Annotated in this window: 19 protein-coding genes; 12 read left to right on the top strand and 7 right to left on the bottom strand. The window is 57.0% G+C overall.

The genetic code is table 11. The annotated features are described in order from the left end of the window. Positions 1-52: 52 nt before the first annotated feature. Positions 53-1738 carry an aspartate:alanine antiporter gene (locus RVY89_RS11850; protein WP_029739442.1) on the bottom strand — a complete coding sequence of 562 codons (1686 nt, stop codon included), beginning with the start codon at positions 1736-1738 and terminating at the stop codon, positions 53-55. A 273-nt stretch (positions 1739-2011) separates the two neighbouring features. On the opposite strand from RVY89_RS11850, the gene RVY89_RS11845 reads away from it, so the two are divergent. After that, a complete protein-coding gene (locus RVY89_RS11845; protein ID WP_484825409.1) occupies positions 2012-2386 on the top strand; it encodes an inner membrane protein YbjM in 375 nt (124 codons plus the stop codon). Between the two features lie 35 nt (positions 2387-2421). Here RVY89_RS11845 and RVY89_RS11840 read toward each other — a convergent pair whose 3' ends face one another. Continuing rightward, complete coding sequence (locus RVY89_RS11840; RefSeq protein WP_006809455.1) at positions 2422-2691, bottom strand: GrxA family glutaredoxin; 270 nt, start codon at positions 2689-2691, stop codon at positions 2422-2424. A gap of 184 nt (positions 2692-2875) precedes the next feature. Between RVY89_RS11840 and nfsA the strand changes: the two genes are divergently transcribed. The 11 genes from nfsA (at position 2876) to RVY89_RS11785 (ending at position 13641) form a co-directional block, all read left to right on the top strand. Further along, positions 2876-3598, top strand: a complete 723-nt coding sequence (nfsA, locus tag RVY89_RS11835) for a nitroreductase NfsA (RefSeq protein ID WP_045908437.1) — start codon at positions 2876-2878, stop codon at positions 3596-3598. 69 nt (positions 3599-3667) lie between these two features. Next, positions 3668-4570: a 30S ribosomal protein S6--L-glutamate ligase gene (rimK, locus tag RVY89_RS11830; RefSeq protein ID WP_484825408.1), complete on the top strand. Its 903-nt coding sequence runs from the start codon at positions 3668-3670 to the stop codon at positions 4568-4570. A gap of 63 nt (positions 4571-4633) precedes the next feature. Beyond that, a complete protein-coding gene (locus RVY89_RS11825) occupies positions 4634-5110 on the top strand; it encodes a YbjN domain-containing protein (protein ID WP_014169308.1) in 477 nt (158 codons plus the stop codon). A 351-nt stretch (positions 5111-5461) separates the two neighbouring features. After that, positions 5462-6574 carry a spermidine/putrescine ABC transporter substrate-binding protein PotF gene (gene potF / locus RVY89_RS11820; protein ID WP_045908435.1) on the top strand — a complete coding sequence of 371 codons (1113 nt, stop codon included), beginning with the start codon at positions 5462-5464 and terminating at the stop codon, positions 6572-6574. 143 nt (positions 6575-6717) lie between these two features. Continuing rightward, positions 6718-7851: a putrescine ABC transporter ATP-binding subunit PotG gene (potG, locus tag RVY89_RS11815; protein WP_484825407.1), complete on the top strand. Its 1134-nt coding sequence runs from the start codon at positions 6718-6720 to the stop codon at positions 7849-7851. A gap of 9 nt (positions 7852-7860) precedes the next feature. Further along, entirely contained in the window at positions 7861-8814 is a 954-nt protein-coding gene (potH, locus tag RVY89_RS11810; RefSeq protein WP_047648226.1) for a putrescine ABC transporter permease PotH, read from the top strand. Next, on the top strand, positions 8811-9656 hold the full coding sequence (gene potI, locus RVY89_RS11805; RefSeq protein WP_484825406.1) for a putrescine ABC transporter permease PotI: 846 nt from the start codon (positions 8811-8813) through the stop codon (positions 9654-9656). Before potH ends, potI begins: the two co-directional genes overlap by 4 nt. A 65-nt stretch (positions 9657-9721) precedes the next feature. Then, on the top strand, positions 9722-10195 hold the full coding sequence (locus RVY89_RS11800; RefSeq protein ID WP_484825405.1) for a YbjO family protein: 474 nt from the start codon (positions 9722-9724) through the stop codon (positions 10193-10195). A 40-nt stretch (positions 10196-10235) separates the two neighbouring features. Beyond that, entirely contained in the window at positions 10236-11375 is a 1140-nt protein-coding gene (gene rlmC, locus RVY89_RS11795; RefSeq protein ID WP_484825404.1) for a 23S rRNA (uracil(747)-C(5))-methyltransferase RlmC, read from the top strand. A 105-nt stretch (positions 11376-11480) separates the two neighbouring features. After that, a complete protein-coding gene (locus RVY89_RS11790) occupies positions 11481-12188 on the top strand; it encodes a response regulator transcription factor (protein ID WP_484825403.1) in 708 nt (235 codons plus the stop codon). Then, on the top strand, positions 12172-13641 hold the full coding sequence (locus RVY89_RS11785) for a sensor histidine kinase (protein ID WP_484825402.1): 1470 nt from the start codon (positions 12172-12174) through the stop codon (positions 13639-13641). Before RVY89_RS11790 ends, RVY89_RS11785 begins: the two co-directional genes overlap by 17 nt. 78 nt (positions 13642-13719) lie before the next feature. Here the strand turns inward: RVY89_RS11785 and artJ are convergent, their stop codons facing one another. The 5 genes from artJ to artP form a co-directional block, all read right to left on the bottom strand. Then, positions 13720-14451, bottom strand: coding sequence for an arginine ABC transporter substrate-binding protein ArtJ (artJ, locus tag RVY89_RS11780; RefSeq protein ID WP_484825401.1), 732 nt, complete (start codon positions 14449-14451; stop codon positions 13720-13722). A gap of 173 nt (positions 14452-14624) precedes the next feature. Continuing rightward, a complete protein-coding gene (gene artM / locus RVY89_RS11775) occupies positions 14625-15293 on the bottom strand; it encodes an arginine ABC transporter permease ArtM (RefSeq protein WP_029739452.1) in 669 nt (222 codons plus the stop codon). Then, a complete protein-coding gene (gene artQ / locus RVY89_RS11770; protein WP_025756069.1) occupies positions 15293-16009 on the bottom strand; it encodes an arginine ABC transporter permease ArtQ in 717 nt (238 codons plus the stop codon). Before artQ ends, artM begins: the two co-directional genes overlap by 1 nt. Positions 16010-16015: 6 nt before the next feature. Then, positions 16016-16747 carry an arginine ABC transporter substrate-binding protein ArtI gene (gene artI / locus RVY89_RS11765; protein ID WP_008500032.1) on the bottom strand — a complete coding sequence of 244 codons (732 nt, stop codon included), beginning with the start codon at positions 16745-16747 and terminating at the stop codon, positions 16016-16018. Between the two features lie 19 nt (positions 16748-16766). Further along, a complete protein-coding gene (artP, locus tag RVY89_RS11760; protein ID WP_148242699.1) occupies positions 16767-17495 on the bottom strand; it encodes an arginine ABC transporter ATP-binding protein ArtP in 729 nt (242 codons plus the stop codon). Between the last annotated feature and the right edge of the window lie 169 nt (positions 17496-17664).

The raw sequence follows: 17664 nt of genomic DNA, 5'->3' as shown, positions 1-17664 counted from the left end.
AAAAAGTTCTGCGCGTAATAAAAATATTTTCCGCCACGCGCATTCTTAGGAGTTATCCGAGTCCAGGCCAGATGATGACGATCAGCGTACCCGCCAGCGTCAGCAGTACGTTAGCGATAGCGTAGGTCCCCGCATAGCCCAGCGCCGGGATGTTGCTGCGCGCGGTATCGCTGATGATTTCCATCGCAGGCGCACAGGTACGCGCCCCCATCATCGCCCCGAAGAGCAGGGCGCGGTTCATGCGCAGCACGTAGGCGCCGAACAGGAAGCAGATCACCACCGGCACCAGGCTGACGATAAGTCCGGAAACCAACATCTGCCAGCCGACGGCACCGAGGCTGTGACCAATCCCGCTGCCCGCGCTTAAGCCCACGCCCGCCATAAAGACCATCAGACCGAACTCTTTCACCATGTTCAGCGCGCCCTGCGGAATGTAGCCGAAGGTCGGGTGGTTCGCTCGCAGGAAGCCCAGCATGATCCCGGCGAACAGCAGACCGGCGGCGTTACCGATGCCGAAGCTGAAGTTGCTGAACTGGAAGGTGATCATCCCGATCATCAGGCCAACGATAAAGAAGGCGCAGAAGGCCAGCAGGTCGGTGACCTGGCTGTGAATGGAGATAAAGCCGATACGATCGGCAACGGTTTTCACGCGACGGGCATCGCCGCTGACCTGCAGCACGTCGCCTTTGTTGAGCACCACGTTGTCGTCGATAGGCATCTCAATCTGGCTGCGGATCACGCGGTTGAGGAAGCAGCCGTGGTCGGTCAACTTCAGCTGCGCCAGGCGGCGGCCCACGGCGTTATGGTTTTTCACCACGATCTCTTCGGTGACGATGCGCATGTCGAGCAGATCGCGGTCGAACACCTCTTTGCCGTTACGGAAGCTCGGGTCGAGACGGGCGTGGGCGTCCGGGTAGCCCACCAGCGCGATGTCGTCGCCCATCTGCAGCACCGCGTCGCCGTCCGGGTTAGCCAGAATGCCGTTGCGGCGGATACGCTCGATGTAGCAGCCCGTCTGGCGGTAAATCCCCAGCTCGCGCAGATTTTTACCGTCAGCCCAGGCAACCAGCTCTGGTCCGACGCGGTAGGCGCGGATCACCGGGAGATAGACTTTACGTTTGGAGTCGGTATCCAGACCGCGCTCGCGGGCGATTTGCTGGGCGCTGGTCTGCAGATCCTGATGCTGCAGTTTTGGCAGGTAGCGTGCGCCGACAATCAGGCTCACCAGACCAATCAGATAGGTCAGGGCATAGCCCAGGCTCAGGTGGTCGAGGGCGGTAGATAGCTGTGCACCGGCCATGCCGGAATGGCGCAGGGTATCGCCGGCACCCACCAGTACAGGGGTGGACGTCATGGAGCCTGCCAGCATACCGGCCGTTAACCCGATATCCCAGCCAAACAGTTTACCCAGCCCTAACGCGATCAGCAGCGCGCTGCCGACCATCACCAGCGCCAGCATCAGATAATTTTTGCCGTCGCGGAAGAAAATTGAAAAAAAGTTCGGTCCCGCTTCCACGCCAACACAAAAAATAAACAGCATAAAACCTAGGTTGAGCGCGTCCGTGTTAATGCTGAAGTGCTGCTGGCCTAATAATAAGGAGACGACTAAAACGCCAATGGAATTACCAAGTTGAACTGAACCCAGGCGCAATTTACCCAGGCAAAGGCCCAGCGCCAGTACCACAAATAATAACAGGATGTAATTCCCATTTAACAAGTCTGCGACGTTTATATTCACGGAGGCTAACTTCTTGTTTACCAGTAAGTTGTTGAATGAAAGGACTTTTTGGGCTACTGTTTTCTGGGCCAGGGAACGCGTACAACCCTCCCTGTTACCTAATTTATTCCCTAAAACATTAGCTGGCCGATAGTTTAATCGTATTAGCTACTGACAGCTACCTATTATCGCATCACCCTGTGCGTACTTTGGCAAGGATTGCCGCACTGCTTTATCTGACTGGGCGTCTACCCGACGAAGGTATATTTGATAGAGATAAGTCAGGAGGATAGTTTGAACATTAAACGAAACTGGGCGGGGGTGATCAGCTGCTTTTTGCTGTTTACCGTCGTGTGCATGTCGCTCGCTTTTAATGTGAAGGGGGCATTCAGGGCTGCCGGACATCCGGAGCTGGGACTGCTCTTTTTTACGCTGCCGGGGGCTGCTGCCAGTTTTCTCTCCCGTAAAGGGGAGGTGGTGAAGCCGCTTATTGGCGCAATGCTGGCCGCGCCGCTGTGTCTGCTGCTGATGCGTATGCTGTATATATCAACGCGAAGTTTCTGGCAGGAGCTGGCATGGCTGATGAGTGCAGTATTCTGGTGCGCCCTTGGCGCGCTCTGCTACTTATTTGTGCGCAGTCTGCTTCAACGCCGACGGCACCACAAATAAAAACGCCCTCTCGGTGAGGGCGTCGTATCATTTCATTACTGGGCAGCAAACAGGCCCAGGTGCTCTTTGGCGTAAGCTTCAAAGTCAGTGCAGCCGCCGATGTGTTTCTGATCGAGGAAGATCTGCGGAACGGTTTCAACCGGCTTGCCGACGGTTTTTTCGAGATCCGCTTTGGTGATGCCTTCCGCGTGGATATCCACGTAGCGGAAGTTGAAGTCATCGCGCTCTTCGGTCAGTTTCTCAGCCAGCTCTTTCGCGCGTACACAGTATGGGCACCCTGGACGACCAAAAATTACTGCAAACATTTCTCTCTCCTCAAAAAACAAGCCTGACGGCGAATAAGACATATAGTGCCCGATAACCTGTCGCCATTAAAGAAGGTTTCGCCTGTCGCTTTGATACAGTCAGGCTATGTTTGGCCAATTACATCGCGCAAATCATTGCCTATACTGGCTGGCATAAGGTTTAAGCAAGACAAAGAGAGACAAGATGACACCAACAATTGACCTGCTCCGTTCCCACCGTTCCATTCGCCACTTCACCGATGAGCCGATTACCGAGGCGCAGCGTGCCGCTATTATTGACAGCGCCAGGGCGACTTCGAGCTCCAGTTTTCTGCAGTGCAGCTCCATTATCCGCATCACCGACCCGGCCATGCGCGAGCAGCTGGTGACGCTGACCGGCGGGCAGAAGCATGTGGCCCAGGCGGCGGAGTTTTGGGTGTTCTGCGCTGACTTTAACCGCCACCTGCAGATCTGCCCTGAAGCCGAGCTCGGGCTGGCCGAACAGCTGCTGCTGGGCGTGGTGGATACCGCGCTGATGGCGCAAAATGCCTTCACGGCGGCGGAGTCGCTGGGATTAGGCGGTGTCTACATTGGCGGCCTGCGTAACAACATTGAAAGCGTGACCGAGCTGCTGAAGCTGCCAAAACACGTGCTGCCGCTGTTTGGCCTGTGCCTCGGCTGGCCTGCGGATAACCCGGATCTGAAGCCGCGCATTCCTGCGGCGATGCTGGTGCATGAAAACCACTACCAGCCGGTCGATCAGGACGTCCTGAATCAATACGATGAAGAGCTGGCAAACTACTACCTGACGCGCGGTAGCAATAACCGTCGCGATACCTGGACTGACCATATTCGCCGCACCATCATTAAAGAAAATCGCCCGTTTATTCTTGATTATCTGCACAAACAGGGCTGGGCGACGCGATAGTCCATTTATCCTGCGCCTGCCTGCGTATATGATACGCAGGCTTTTTCCATGTCTTCAGAGAGGTGCAGGGTGAAAATTGCCATATTGTCCCGGGATGGAACGCTCTATTCATGTAAGCGCCTGAGAGAAGCGGCGGCGAAACGCGGCCATCAGGTTGAGATCCTCGACCCGATGTCCTGCTATATGAACATCGATCCGGCCGCCTCGTCGATTCACTACAAAGGCCGCAAGCTGCCGCACTTTGATGTGGTCATCCCCCGCATCGGCTCACAGATAACCTATTACGGCACCGCCGCGCTGCGCCAGTTCGAGATGCTGGGCAGCTATCCGCTCAACGAATCCGTTGCTATTTCCCGCGCCCGCGACAAGCTGCGCTCGCTGCAACTCCTTGCCCGACAGGGGATCGATCTTCCCGTCACCGGGATTGCCCATTCGCCGGACGACACCAGCGATCTGATCGACATGGTGGGCGGCGCCCCTTTGGTGATCAAGCTTGTAGAAGGCACCCAGGGCATTGGCGTGGTGCTGGCGGAGACGCGTCAGGCAGCGGAAAGCGTGATTGACGCCTTTCGGGGACTGAATGCCCATATTCTGGTGCAGGAGTACATCGAAGAGGCGAAAGGGCGCGATATTCGCTGCTTTGTGGTCGGCAATGAAGTGGTGGCGGCCATCGAGCGTCAGGCAAAAGAGGGCGATTTCCGCTCTAATCTTCACCGGGGCGGCGTGGCGCGGGTAGCCGATATCAGCGACCGGGAGCGGGAGATTGCCGTCAAAGCGGCGCAAACGCTGGGGCTGGACGTAGCGGGCGTAGACCTGCTGCGGGCGACGCGCGGGCCGCTGGTCATGGAGGTGAATGCCTCCCCGGGGCTGGAAGGCGTGGAAAAAACCACAGGTGTCGATATTGCGGGTAAAATGATCGCATGGATCGAGCGTCATGCCACGCCGGGCTACTGCCTGAAAACGGGCGGTTAAATGGTATTGAACGCACTTTTTGCGTAATCTATGCAAAGTTTTTATTTAAGAGGCTGCACAGCGATGGATTTACAGGTCGTACCTACACTGGATACGTTACGTCAATGGCTTGATGATGCCGGAATTACGTTCTTCGAATGCGATTCCTGCCAGGCGCTGCATCTGCCTCATATGCAGAATTTCGACGGCATTTTCGATGCCAAAATCGATCTCATTAACGACGTGATCCTTTTCTCCGCGCTGGCCGAAGTGAAGCCGTCCGCGCTGCTGGCGCTGGCCTCCGACCTGTCGGCCATCAACGCCAGTTCTTTGACGGTGAAGGCATTTCTCGACATACAGGATGATAATCTGCCAAAACTGGTTGTTTGCCAGTCTTTATTCTCCGGTGCCGGGCTGTCGTTCAAGCAGTTCTCCTGGTTTATGCGCTTGAGTGAAGAGCAAATTTCGATGGTCATGATGGAAGCCAATGCACACCATCTGCTGTATAGCGCGGAAGATGATGCAGAGAATAATGATGCATCTCCCAATTTTCTTCACTAAGCCTGTCTGACTTTTGCGCAGTCGCTGCCATGGCGGCTGCAGAAGGCCATTTTTTCTGCTGCTTTTAACCTTTCTTTAAAGAATTATTCACCTCCCTGAAGGCCGTTTCGGCTTATCACGTAGACTTAACCTGCATAAAAAATTGATAAAAGGCGTTTTTTCGTCTGGGCTATAGCCGGGGACACGGGCTACAGTTATTCTTGCGATGCTTCAAAAAGCGAGCGGAAGCTGCCGGGTAAAGAGGTTTCTTTTTATTTTGAGCAGAGCGACAAACTATGCATGATTTTTGCATATATCCAGATTGCACAGTTTTAGTTCGTTTGTTAACGAGCTTTCAGAAGGAATAACACTATGATCGCCTTGAATAAAAAATGGTTATCGGGTCTGGTTGCGGGTGCTCTGATGGCCGTCTCTGCCGGCACGCTCGCTGCGGAACAAAAAACGCTGCACGTTTATAACTGGTCTGACTATATTGCGCCGGACACGGTCGCAAATTTTGAAAAAGAGACCGGCATTAAAGTGGTCTACGACGTGTTCGATTCCAACGAAGTGCTGGAAGGAAAACTGATGGCGGGCAGCACCGGGTTTGACCTCGTGGTGCCTTCCGCAAGCTTCCTCGAGCGCCAGCTGACGGCAGGCGTCTTCCAGCCGCTGGATAAGAGCAAATTACCCAACTGGAAAAACCTCGATCCGGAAGTGCTGAAACTGGTGGCCAAGCATGACCCGGACAACAAATACGCGATGCCGTATCTCTGGGCGACCACCGGTATCGGCTTTAACGTCGATAAAGTGAAGGCGGCGCTGGGCCCGGACGTGAAGCTGGACAGCTGGGACGTGGTGCTGAAGCCGGAAAACCTTGAGAAGCTGAAAAGCTGCGGCGTCTCCTTCCTTGATGCGCCGGAAGAGATTTTCGCCACCGTGCTGAACTACCTGGGCAAAGATCCGAACAGCAATAAGGCGGATGATTACACCGGCCCGGCGACCGATCTGCTGCTGAAGCTGCGTCCAAACATCCGTTACTTCCACTCGTCTCAGTACATCAACGATCTGGCGAACGGCGACATCTGCGTCGCGATTGGCTGGGCAGGGGACGTGTGGCAGGCGGCTAACCGCGCGAAAGAGGCGAAAAACGGCGTGAACGTTTCTTACTTCATTCCAAAAGAGGGGGCGCTGGCCTTCTTTGACGTCTTTGCGATGCCTGCTGATGCGAAGAACAAAGACGAAGCCTATCAGTTCCTCAACTACCTGATGCGTCCTGAGGTTATCGCCCATATCAGCGACCACGTTTACTACGCGAACGGTAACAAGGCCTCCGTGCCGCTGGTGAGCGAAGAAATCCGTAATAACCCGGCTATCTATCCGCCAGCGGATGTGTTCGCCAAGCTCTTCACCCTGAAAGTCCAGGATCCAAAAATTGACCGCGTGCGTACCCGCGCGTGGACCAAGGTGAAAAGCGGTAAATAACGGCGTTTGGTATTGTTGCCCGGTGGCGCTATCGCTTACCGGGCCTCTACAACCCGTAGGCCGGGCAAGCGTTAGCGCCGCCCGGCGATGCGCACCCTGACGGTGCGTTTGCACCAGTTTTGATCTATGCCGGAGAACACCCCGTGAATGACGCGATCCCCCGCCCGCAGGCGAAAGTCCGTAAAGCGCTGACCCCGCTTCTTGAAATTCGTAACCTCACCAAATCTTTCGATGGCCAGCATGCCGTGGACGACGTCAGCCTGACGATTTATAAAGGCGAGATTTTTGCCCTTCTGGGGGCCTCTGGCTGCGGTAAATCGACCCTGCTGCGTATGCTGGCCGGTTTTGAACAGCCCACTGCCGGGCAAATCATGCTCGACGGCGTGGATCTCTCCAGCGTGCCGCCGTATCAGCGCCCGATTAACATGATGTTCCAGTCCTACGCGCTGTTCCCGCACATGACGGTGGAGCAGAACATCGCCTTTGGCCTGAAGCAGGACAAGCTGCCGAAAGCGGAAATTACCGCGCGCGTGGCCGAAATGCTGAGCCTGGTGCACATGCAGGAGTTCGCGAAGCGTAAGCCGCACCAGCTCTCCGGCGGCCAGCGCCAGCGCGTGGCCCTGGCGCGCAGTCTGGCAAAACGCCCGAAATTATTACTGCTCGATGAGCCGATGGGGGCGCTGGACAAAAAGCTGCGCGACCGTATGCAGCTCGAAGTGGTGGATATCCTCGAGCGCGTGGGGGTGACCTGCGTGATGGTGACCCACGACCAGGAAGAAGCCATGACCATGGCCGGACGTATCGCGATCATGAACCGCGGCAAGTTCGTGCAGATTGGCGAGCCGGAAGAGATTTATGAGCATCCGACCACCCGCTACAGCGCGGAGTTCATTGGCTCGGTTAACGTCTTCGAAGGGCTGCTGAAAGATCGTCATGAAGATGGACTGGTTATCGAATCGCCGGGGCTGCAGCATCCGCTTAAGGTCGATCCTGATAACTCGGTGGTGGATAACGTGCCGGTCTACGTCGCGCTGCGTCCGGAGAAGATTATGCTCTGTGAGGATCCGCCTGCCGATGGCTATAACTTTGCCGTCGGCGAAGTGGTGCACATTGCCTATCTGGGCGATCTTTCAATCTACCACGTGCGCCTGAAAAGCGGGCAGATGCTCAGCGCGCAGCTACAGAACGAACATCGCTATCGCAAGGGGCAGCCGACCTGGGGCGACGAAGTGCGCCTGTGCTGGGACGCTGACAGTTGCGTCGTGCTGACGGTATAAGGAGCGATCATGAGCACACTTGAACCTCCAGCCCGCGTAGAAAAGCCGGGCGCCTTTGCCGGTTTCCTGACGCGCATGCAGATGAAACACGGCCGCAAGCTGGTGATCGCCATGCCTTACGTGTGGCTGATCCTGCTGTTCCTGCTGCCGTTCCTGATTGTTTTCAAGATAAGCCTGGCGGAGATGGCGCGCGCGATCCCGCCTTACACCAACCTGCTGGACTGGGCCGACGGGCAGCTGACGCTGACGCTTAACCTCGGTAACTTCCTCCAGCTTACCGACGACCCGCTCTATTTCGAAGCCTATCTGCAGTCGCTGCAGGTGGCGGCTATTTCGACGCTCTGCTGTCTGGTGATGGGCTACCCGCTGGCGTGGGCGGTGGCGCACAGCAAGCCGTCGACGCGCAACATCCTGCTGCTGCTGGTGATCCTGCCGTCGTGGACCTCGTTCCTGATCCGCGTTTACGCCTGGATGGGGATCCTGAAAAACAACGGCGTGCTGAATAACTTTCTGATGTGGCTCGGGGTTATCGATCAGCCGCTGACGATCCTGCACACCAATCTCGCGGTCTATATCGGGATTGTATATGCCTATCTGCCGTTTATGGTGCTGCCGATCTACACGGCGCTGACGCGTATTGACTACTCGCTGGTGGAAGCGTCGCTCGATCTCGGCGCCCGTCCGTTAAAAACCTTCTTCAGCGTCATTGTCCCGCTGACCAAAGGCGGGATTATTGCCGGGTCAATGCTGGTCTTTATCCCGGCGGTAGGGGAGTTTGTGATCCCGGAACTGCTCGGAGGCCCGGACAGCATAATGATTGGTCGCGTGCTGTGGCAGGAGTTCTTCAATAATCGCGACTGGCCGGTGGCCTCGGCGGTGGCGATTGTGATGTTACTGCTGCTGATCGTGCCGATCATGTGGTTCCACAAGCATCAGCAGAAACAGATGGGAGACCACGGATGAACAACTTACCGGTAGTGCGCTCCCCGTGGCGAATTGCGATCCTCGTTATCGGCTTTACCTTCCTGTATGCGCCGATGCTGATGCTGGTGATCTACTCGTTTAACAGCTCCAAACTGGTGACGGTCTGGGCAGGCTGGTCGACGCGCTGGTACAGCGAGCTGTTCCACGATGCTGCGATGATGAGCGCGGTGGGGCTGAGCCTGACCATCGCAGCGCTGGCGGCGACCATGGCGTCGGTGCTGGGCACGATCGCCGCGCTGGTGATGGTGCGCTTCGGGCGTTTTCGCGGTTCAAACGGCTTCGCCTTTATGATCACCGCCCCGCTGGTTATGCCGGACGTGATCACCGGTCTTGCGCTGCTGCTGCTGTTCGTGGCCCTGGCGCACGCCATCGGCTGGCCGGCGGATCGCGGGATGCTCACCATCTGGCTGGCGCACGTCACCTTCTGTACCGCCTATGTCGCGGTGGTGATCGCCTCGCGTCTGCGCGAGCTCGATCGCTCCATTGAAGAGGCGGCGATGGATCTCGGCGCGACGCCGCTGAAGGTCTTTTTCATCATCACGCTGCCGATGATTATGCCGGCGGTGATCTCCGGCTGGCTGCTGGCGTTTACCCTGTCGCTCGACGATCTGGTTATCGCCAGCTTTGTCTCCGGCCCGGGGGCGACGACGCTGCCGATGCTGGTCTTCTCCAGCGTGCGCATGGGGGTCAACCCGGAGATCAACGCCCTGGCCTCTATCATCCTCGGCGTGGTCGGAATTGTCGGATTTATCGCCTGGTATTTGATGGCGCGCGCGGAAAAACAGCGTGTGCGTGATATCCAGCGTGCAAGACGCGGCTGAAGGATTTAAAATTTCCAGTGATGTGCCGCGCATGACGCGGCACTGTTTTTCAGGGAAGTAAAACATTGGGATTATTAAAAAAATCACGTATTACGCACGCGCGTCCTAACGTACCTGCGCTGGTTCAGGTGGCGGCGCTCGCCATTATTATGATCCGCTGCCTGGACGTGCTGATGATTCTGAATACCCTGGGCGTGCGCGGCATCGGTGAATTCATTAACCGCAGCGTGCAGACGTGGAATCTGACGCTGGTCTTTTTGAGCAGCCTGGTGCTGGTGTTTATCGAGATCTACTGCGCGTTTTCGCTCGTTAAAGGGCGCAACTGGGCGCGCTGGGTCTATATGCTGACGCAAATTACCGCGGCGAGCTATCTGTGGGCCGCCTCGCTGGGCTACGGCTACCCGGAGCTGTTCAGCATTGCCGGTGAATCCAAACGCGAGATCCTGCGCGCGCTGTTTATGCAAAAACTGCCGGACATGCTGGTTCTGTTCCTGCTTTTTATCCCCGCCTCCAGTCGGCGGTTCTTCCGCCTGCAATAATGTGTATAATCGCAGCCCTCGTGATTCTTAAGGTTTTCATATGCAGTGCGCACTCTATGACGCCGGACGCTGCCGCTCCTGTCAGTGGATAGAACAGCCGGTCTCTCAACAACTCACCGCCAAAATGGCCGACCTGCAACAGCTGCTGGCAGCGCACGCGGTGGGCGAGTGGTGCGCACCCGTCAGCGGCCCGGAGCAGGGTTTCCGTAATAAAGCCAAAATGGTGGTCAGCGGTAGCGTAGAAAAACCGCTGCTGGGGATGCTGCACCGCGACGGCACGCCGGAAGATTTAACCGACTGCCCGCTGTATCCCGCCTCCTTTGCGCCGGTCTTTGCCGCACTGAAACCGTTTATTGCGCGTGCAGGGTTAACGCCCTACAGCGTGGCCCGCAGGCGCGGCGAGCTGAAATACCTTCTGCTGACCGAAAGCCAGAAAGACGGCGGCATGATGCTGCGCTTCGTGCTGCGCTCGGAAGCCAAGCTGGAGCAGCTGCGCGCGGCGCTGCCGTGGCTGCAGGAACAGCTCCCGCAGCTGAAGGTGATTACGGCAAACATCCAGCCGGTGCATATGGCGATCATGGAAGGGGAGAAAGAGATTTTCTTCACCGACCAGCACGCGCTGGCGGAGCGCTTCAACGGCGTGCCGCTGTGGATCCGCCCGCAGAGCTTCTTCCAGACGAATCCGACCGTGGCAGGCAGCCTGTACGCTACCGCCCGCGACTGGGTGCGTGCGTTAAACATCCATCATATGTGGGATCTCTTCTGCGGCGTGGGCGGGTTTGGCCTGCACTGCGCGACGCCGGAGATGCAGCTCACCGGGATTGAGATCTCAGCCGAAGCGATTGCCTGCGCGAAACAGTCCGCCGCTGAGCTGGGGTTAACGAATCTGCGCTTCCAGGCGCTCGACTCCACGCAGTTCGCGACCGGACAGGGCAACGTGCCGGAGCTGGTGCTGGTCAACCCGCCGCGCCGCGGCATCGGCAATGGGCTGTGCGATTACCTGAGCCAGATGGCGCCTGAGTACATCATCTATTCCAGCTGCAATGCGCAGACCATGGCGAAAGACATCGCTCTACTACCGGGCTATCGCGTTGAACGCGTTCAGCTTTTTGATATGTTCCCGCATACCGCGCATTATGAAGTGTTGACGTTGTTAACCCGCAGGCCGGGTAAGGCGTAGCCGCCACCCGGCATGACCTCCGCACAATGTTCAACAAAATGTGAACTCTTCATCCCGGCGAAATCAGGTAAGCTTACGTCATAAGAAATGAATGAAGGCTTACCCATGAAGCAGATCCTGCTGGTGGAAGACGACCACGATATCGCGGCGCTTCTGCGACTCAATTTAGAAGACGAAGGCTACGCCATCACCCACGAGCCCGACGGGGGCAACGCTCTGCAGCGTCTTGAAGCACAGCCGTGGGATGCGGTGATCCTCGACCTGATGCTGCCCAACGTGGACGGTCTGGAGATTTGCCGACGCATCCGTCAGATGACGCGCTACCTGCCGGTGATCATCATCAGCGCCCGCAGCAGCGAAACTGACCGCATCACCGGGCTGGAAACCGGCGCCGACGACTATCTGGCAAAACCGTTCTCCGTGCAGGAGCTGATTGCGCGCATCAAAGCGCTGTTCCGCCGCCAGCAGGCGATGGGGCAGGCGCAAACCGACGGACACATTCAGGCCCACGGTCTGACCATCGACCCGCTGGCGCGCAGCGTGCTGCTTCACGGCCAGGTGGTGGACCTCACCCCGCGCGAGTTCGAGCTGCTCTACTTCTTTGCCCGTCATCCCGGCGAGGTGTTCTCCCGTCTGGCGCTGCTGGAGCAGGTCTGGGGCTACCAGCACGAAGGCTACGAGCACACCGTCAATACCCATATCAACCGCCTGCGCATTAAGATTGAGAAGGACGCCGCCGAGCCGGAGATCATTCGCACCGTCTGGGGCAAGGGCTACAAATTTGCGGAGCCGCAGCATGATGCGTCGCTTTAGCCTGAGCCAGCGCCTGACGCTGCTGTTCATCCTGCTGATGATGCTCTGCGCCGCCGTCGCCTGCGCGGTCCAGCTCTACAGCAGCATGCAGTACGGTAACGCGATGGTGCAGCGTCTGTCGGGCGGACTGGCGCAGCAGATCGTCCAGCGCGAACCGATCCTGGACGCGCAGGGCAGGGTCGACCGCAGCGCGCTGAAGCCGCTGTTTGGCCGGCTGATGACCTTTAATCCGAGCGTTGAGCTGTACGTTATCTCTCCTGACGGCGATATCCTCGCCGATGCCGCACCGCCGGGCCATATTCAGCGGCAAAAAATCGATCTGGCTCCGGTGCAGAGCTTCCTGAGCGGCACCGCCATGCCGGTACTGGGCGACGATCCGCGCAGTCAAAATCAAAAAGTCTTCAGCGCCACGCCGCTGCGGCAGGACGGTGAGCTAAAAGGCTATCTGTACATTATCTTGCAGGGCGAGGAGTCAAACGCTCTGGCGGAAATGGCCTGGCACAAGGCGCTGTGGAGTACCGTCCTGTGGTCACTGCTGTGGGTCGCGCTGTTTGGGCTGCTGGCAGGGCTGCTGGTCTGGTACTGGGTCACGCGTCCGGTCAAACAGCTGACGGTGGAAGTGGCCGGGCTGGAGCAGGACAGCATGAGCGCAATCAGGCTGCTGGCGGCACAGACGCCGGACGCGGCGGCAAAAGATGAAGTGGCGATCCTGCGCAACAGCTTTATCGAGCTGGCGCGCAAAATCACCCAACAGTGGGATCGGCTGGCCGACAGCGATCGCCAGCGCCGGGAGTTTATCGCCAATATTTCGCACGATCTCCGCACGCCGCTGACCTCCCTGCTGGGCTATCTCGAAACCCTGTCGCTCAAATCCGCCACGCTGACGCCGCAGGAGCACCAGCAGTATCTCGCCACCGCGCTGCGTCAGGGGCAAAAAGTCCGGCATCTTTCGCAGCAGCTGTTTGAGCTGGCGCGCCTTGAGCACGGCGGTATTAAACCCCAGCGCGAGCGGTTTGCGATGGCGGAGCTGATTTCCGACGTGGCGCAGAAGTTTGAGCTCACCGCCCGCACGCGAGAGGTCAATCTGCATATTGACGTGCCGGGGCCGCTGCCGTTGATTAACGCCGATGTGTCGATGATCGAACGCGTGGTGACCAACCTGCTGGATAACGCGATGCGCCATACGCCTGGCGGCGGAGAAATTCGCCTGGCGGTGTGGCAGGAAAATGAACAGCTGCAGGTTGAAGTATCCGACAGCGGAACGGGCGTGGATGCCTCGCTGCGCGACGATCTGTTCCAGCGGCCGTCGGCGCTCAACACCCAGGCGTCGAGAGAGAATCGCGGCGGGTTAGGGCTGCTGATTGTGAAACGGATGCTGGAGCTGCACGGGGGCGGGATCAGGCTAATGGAGTCGGTGAGCGGGGCACGGTTCAGGTTCTTTGTGCCGCTTTGAGAAATTGCCGGGTGTCGGCTTCGCCTTACCCGGCCTACAGATTACCACCCCCGTAGGCCGAGCCACCCGGCAAAAGGCTTATTGCGGGAACCACTGCTCGCTGATTTTCTGATACGTCCCGTCCGCTTTAATCGCCTTCAGCGCGCCGTTCAGTTTTTCCAGCAGGGCTTTGTTATCCGGACGTACCGCGATGCCCAGACCCGTGCCGAAGTACTGCGGATCGGTCACTTTTTCCGTTGCGGTGCCCAGCTGCGGGTTGGTTTTCAGCCATTCGTTCACCACGGCGGTGTCGCCGAAGACGCCGTCGATACGGCCATTTTTCAGGTCGATAATCGCGTTCTGGTAGCTGTCATAGGCCACGGTTTTCACTTCCGGGTGTTTGTCCTGGAGGTATTTCTGGTGCGTGGTGCCGTTTTCCATCCCGATGCGTTTGCCTTTCAGCTGATCGAAAGAGGTATAAGCGCCTTTTTTCGCAATCACCACCGCCGAGTTGGCGTAGTACGGGTCGGTGAACGCGACCTGCTTGCTGCGCTCGGGCGTGATGTCCATCCCGGAGATAACCGCGTCGTATTTTTTGAACTTCAGCGACGGGATCAGGCTGTCAAAAGCATGGTTAGTAAAGGTGCAGTCGGCCTGCATCTGTTTGCACAGCGCTTTCGCCAGATCGATATCGAAACCAACGATCTGGTTGCTGGCATCCAGCGATTCAAACGGCGGATAGGTGGCGGATACGCCAAAATTGATTTTATCCGCAGCGGATGCGTCAGCGGCGAAGGTGGCGAGTAATGCGGCCAGAACTAACTTTTTCATTGTAATGCTCCCGTCTGTCTTATTGATGTGCCGTGTCTGCGGCCTGGATGTACAATGCCAGTTAATGAATTTGTATGCAATAAAAATGATTAAATATCATGTTTACCACAAAAAAAAGCGGATAAACCATCAGGTTACCCGCTCTATGAATACCGTTTTATGCATTCGCGTGGTTAATTTCTGCGCTCAAACGCTAATGCTCTACGCTCGATCAGGCGCATCATCAGCGTCAGCAGACCGTTCACCACCAGATAGACCACGCCTGCCGCACCGAACACCATCACGTCATAGGTGCGTCCGTACAGCAGCTGTCCGTGACCCATCACCTCCATCAGTGTGATGGTGTAGGCCAGCGACGTACTTTTGAACACCAGCACCACTTCGTTGGAATAGGAGGAGAGCGCGCGCTTAAAGGCGTACGGCAGCAGGATCGCCAGCGTGTCTTTTTTGCTCATGCCCAGCGCCCCGCAGGACTGCCACTGGCCTTCCGGGATGGCACGGATCGCCCCGTAGAACAGCTGGGTGGTATAGGCCGCGCTGTTCAGCGAAAGGGCAATCAGGGCACACAGCCACGGCTCAGAGAGCAGATGCCAGATAACCGGATACTCCTGCAGCGACGGGAACTGGCCCGGGCCGTAGTAAATCAGGAAGATTTGCACCAGCAGCGGCGTACCGGTGAACAGGGTGATGTAGCCGCGCACAATCCACACCAGCACCGGCGTTTTCAGCGTCAGGATGATGGTGAAGATGAGCGCCAGGATCAGCGCCACGATAATGGACGCCACGGTCAGCGTCAGGCTGGTGTGCAGCCCTTTCATCAACTCGGGAAAGTATTCAAGCATCAGCCTGGTCTCCGTTCAAAGCGCGTCGCTCGCAGGTCAATACGCTTGAGGATGTACTGACTGAGCAACGTGATCACCAGGTAGATCGCCGCCGCCACAATGTACCAGGTAAAGGGCTCCTGGGTACGGGTGGCGATGCTTTTGGTTTGCAGCATCAAATCGTTAACGCTTATCAGGCTCACCAGCGCGGTATCTTTCAGCAGCACCAGCCACTGATTGCCGAGCCCCGGCAGGGCATGACGCCACATCTGCGGCATCACCAGACGGAAGAAGATGGCTGACTTCGACAGGCCTAACGCCTGACCCGACTCCCACTGACCCTGCGGCACGGCTTTCAGCGCACCGCGCAGAGTTTGCGACGCGTACGCGGAGTAGAGCAGGGAGAGGGCAATCACGCCGCACAGGAACGGGCTGACGTCGAAGTTTTCAATCTGCATCTGCACCGGGATCTGCGCAAAGCCAAGATTGAGGGTGAAGCCGTCAGACAGCGTGAGCAGCAGCTGCGAGGAGCCGAAATAGATAAACAGGACCACCAGAATTTCCGGTAGCCCGCGCAGCACGGTGACCAGCGCGGAGCCTGTCCAGGCGACGGGGAACCATTTCGCGGATTCCCACACCGCAAAGAACATCGCCAGCACGAGGCCGATAATCAGTGCGCAAACGGCAAGGCCGACGGTCATCCCGGCGGCGCTTGCTAAAGGAAAAATTTCATTCATCAGGAATTACTTCTGGAACCATTTTTTGTAGATGGTTTCGTAGGTGCCGTCTTTCTTCACTTTTTCCAGCGCAGCGTTGAATTTCTGCTGCAGCTCAGTGTTGCCCTGACGAACGGCAATCCCCAGACCGGTACCGAAGTAATCCTTATCGGTAACTTTGTCGCCCACTGGCGCCAGCTTATCGTTGGCTTTCAGCCACTCGGTCACCACCGCGGTATCACCGAAAACGCCGTCGATACGGCCATTTTGCAGATCCAGCTTCGCGTTCTGGTAGCTGTCATACGGAACGGTGGTGATTTCCGGATGCTTATCCATGATGAATTTCTGGTGCGTGGTGCCGTTCTGCACGCCAACTTTTTTGCCTTTCAGCTGATCGACAGAGGTGAATTTACCTTTCTGACCAATGAACAGGGCGGAGTTGTCGTAGTAAGGGGTAGTGAACAGCACCTGCTTTTCACGCTCTGGGGTGATATCCATACCGGCCATCACGGCGTCGATACGGCGGAACTTCAGGCTTGGGATCAGGCTGTCGAACGCCTGGTTGCTGAAGGTGCAGGTCGCGTCGATCTCTTTACACAGGGCGTTAGCCAGGTCAACGTCGAAGCCCACAATTTTGTTGTTCGCATCAATGGACTCAAACGGAGGGTAAGAGGCTTCCGTGGCGAAACGAATGGTCTGGGCTGCGGTAGCGGAAAGGGTAACGCCAGCAAGCAGCACGGCAAGTAATACTTTTTTCATTATATTTCCCCTGACACAATCAATGAGATAAATAGTTTTTGAAGGCATCGGTTTGCGGGTTAGCGAAGCAGCTCGCATCACCTTGCTCAACGATATACCCATTTTCCATGTAGACCACACGGCTGGCGGTTTTACGCGCCACTTCCACTTCGTGGGTGACGATAACCTGCGTAATATTGGTTTCCGCCAGCTCGCGAATGATGCTCACGATTTGGGCGGTGATTTCCGGATCCAGCGCTGCGGTAGGTTCATCAAACAGCAGCACCGCGGGTTCCATCATCAGCGCGCGGGCAATGGCCACGCGCTGCTGCTGACCACCGGACAGGTGCAGCGGGTAGCGGTCGCTGTAGGGCTTAAGGCGCAGACGGTCCAGCAGCTTTTCGGCACGGGCGATCGCCTGCTCCTTGCTTAACCCCAGCACGCGGCACGGGGCTTCAATCAGGTTCTGCAGCACGGTGAGGTGCGGCCAGAGATTGTATTGCTGGAAGACCATGCCGACGTTTTGACGCAGTTCGCGAATCGCTTTATCAGACGGCGTCTTCGCGAAATCAAAATGGTTACCGGCAATCGCCAGCGTACCTGAGCGGGGCATTTCAAGCAGATTAAGGACGCGGAGAAGGGAGCTTTTGCCTGCACCGCTTGGGCCAAGCAAAACCAGCGTTTCGCCTTCCGGGCAGTTCAGCGTGATGTCAAACAGCGCCTGGTGTGCGCCGTAGAAGCAGTTAATGCCGTTTAGTTTAATACTCATCGGGGCAGTCTTTACTCATCCAGGCAATCTATAGCAATTGAGGCCGCAGATAGTACCGTTGACAGAATAGTTATGCAATATTTCTGCGTTAAAAGTTAAATATAACCCGTATTTCCTCTTAAACATAGCACAAAATAGCGAACCGCAAGGTCGGCGAGTATAAATGTCG

The sequence above is a fragment of the Enterobacter sp. 3U4 genome, from assembly GCF_057224565.1.
Note: the sequence above shows the minus strand (reverse complement) of the source record. Positions and strands in the feature narration are given on the sequence as shown.

Excerpts from the sequence above, each read along its gene's own strand:
- RVY89_RS11840 (WP_006809455.1), bottom strand. The coding sequence starts at position 2,691 with ATGTTTGCAGTAATTTTTGGTCGTCCAGGGTGCCCATACTGTGTACGC.
- nfsA (WP_045908437.1), top strand. The coding sequence starts at position 2,876 with ATGACACCAACAATTGACCTGCTCCGTTCCCACCGTTCCATTCGCCAC.
- RVY89_RS11825 (WP_014169308.1), top strand. The coding sequence starts at position 4,634 with ATGGATTTACAGGTCGTACCTACACTGGATACGTTACGTCAATGGCTT.
- potF (WP_045908435.1), top strand. The coding sequence starts at position 5,462 with ATGATCGCCTTGAATAAAAAATGGTTATCGGGTCTGGTTGCGGGTGCT.
- potH (WP_047648226.1), top strand. The coding sequence starts at position 7,861 with ATGAGCACACTTGAACCTCCAGCCCGCGTAGAAAAGCCGGGCGCCTTT.
- potI (WP_484825406.1), top strand. The coding sequence starts at position 8,811 with ATGAACAACTTACCGGTAGTGCGCTCCCCGTGGCGAATTGCGATCCTC.
- rlmC (WP_484825404.1), top strand. The coding sequence starts at position 10,236 with ATGCAGTGCGCACTCTATGACGCCGGACGCTGCCGCTCCTGTCAGTGG.
- RVY89_RS11790 (WP_484825403.1), top strand. The coding sequence starts at position 11,481 with ATGAAGCAGATCCTGCTGGTGGAAGACGACCACGATATCGCGGCGCTT.
- RVY89_RS11785 (WP_484825402.1), top strand. The coding sequence starts at position 12,172 with ATGATGCGTCGCTTTAGCCTGAGCCAGCGCCTGACGCTGCTGTTCATC.
- artJ (WP_484825401.1), bottom strand. The coding sequence starts at position 14,451 with ATGAAAAAGTTAGTTCTGGCCGCATTACTCGCCACCTTCGCCGCTGAC.
- artM (WP_029739452.1), bottom strand. The coding sequence starts at position 15,293 with ATGCTTGAATACTTTCCCGAGTTGATGAAAGGGCTGCACACCAGCCTG.
- artQ (WP_025756069.1), bottom strand. The coding sequence starts at position 16,009 with ATGAATGAAATTTTTCCTTTAGCAAGCGCCGCCGGGATGACCGTCGGC.
- artI (WP_008500032.1), bottom strand. The coding sequence starts at position 16,747 with ATGAAAAAAGTATTACTTGCCGTGCTGCTTGCTGGCGTTACCCTTTCC.
- artP (WP_148242699.1), bottom strand. The coding sequence starts at position 17,495 with ATGAGTATTAAACTAAACGGCATTAACTGCTTCTACGGCGCACACCAG.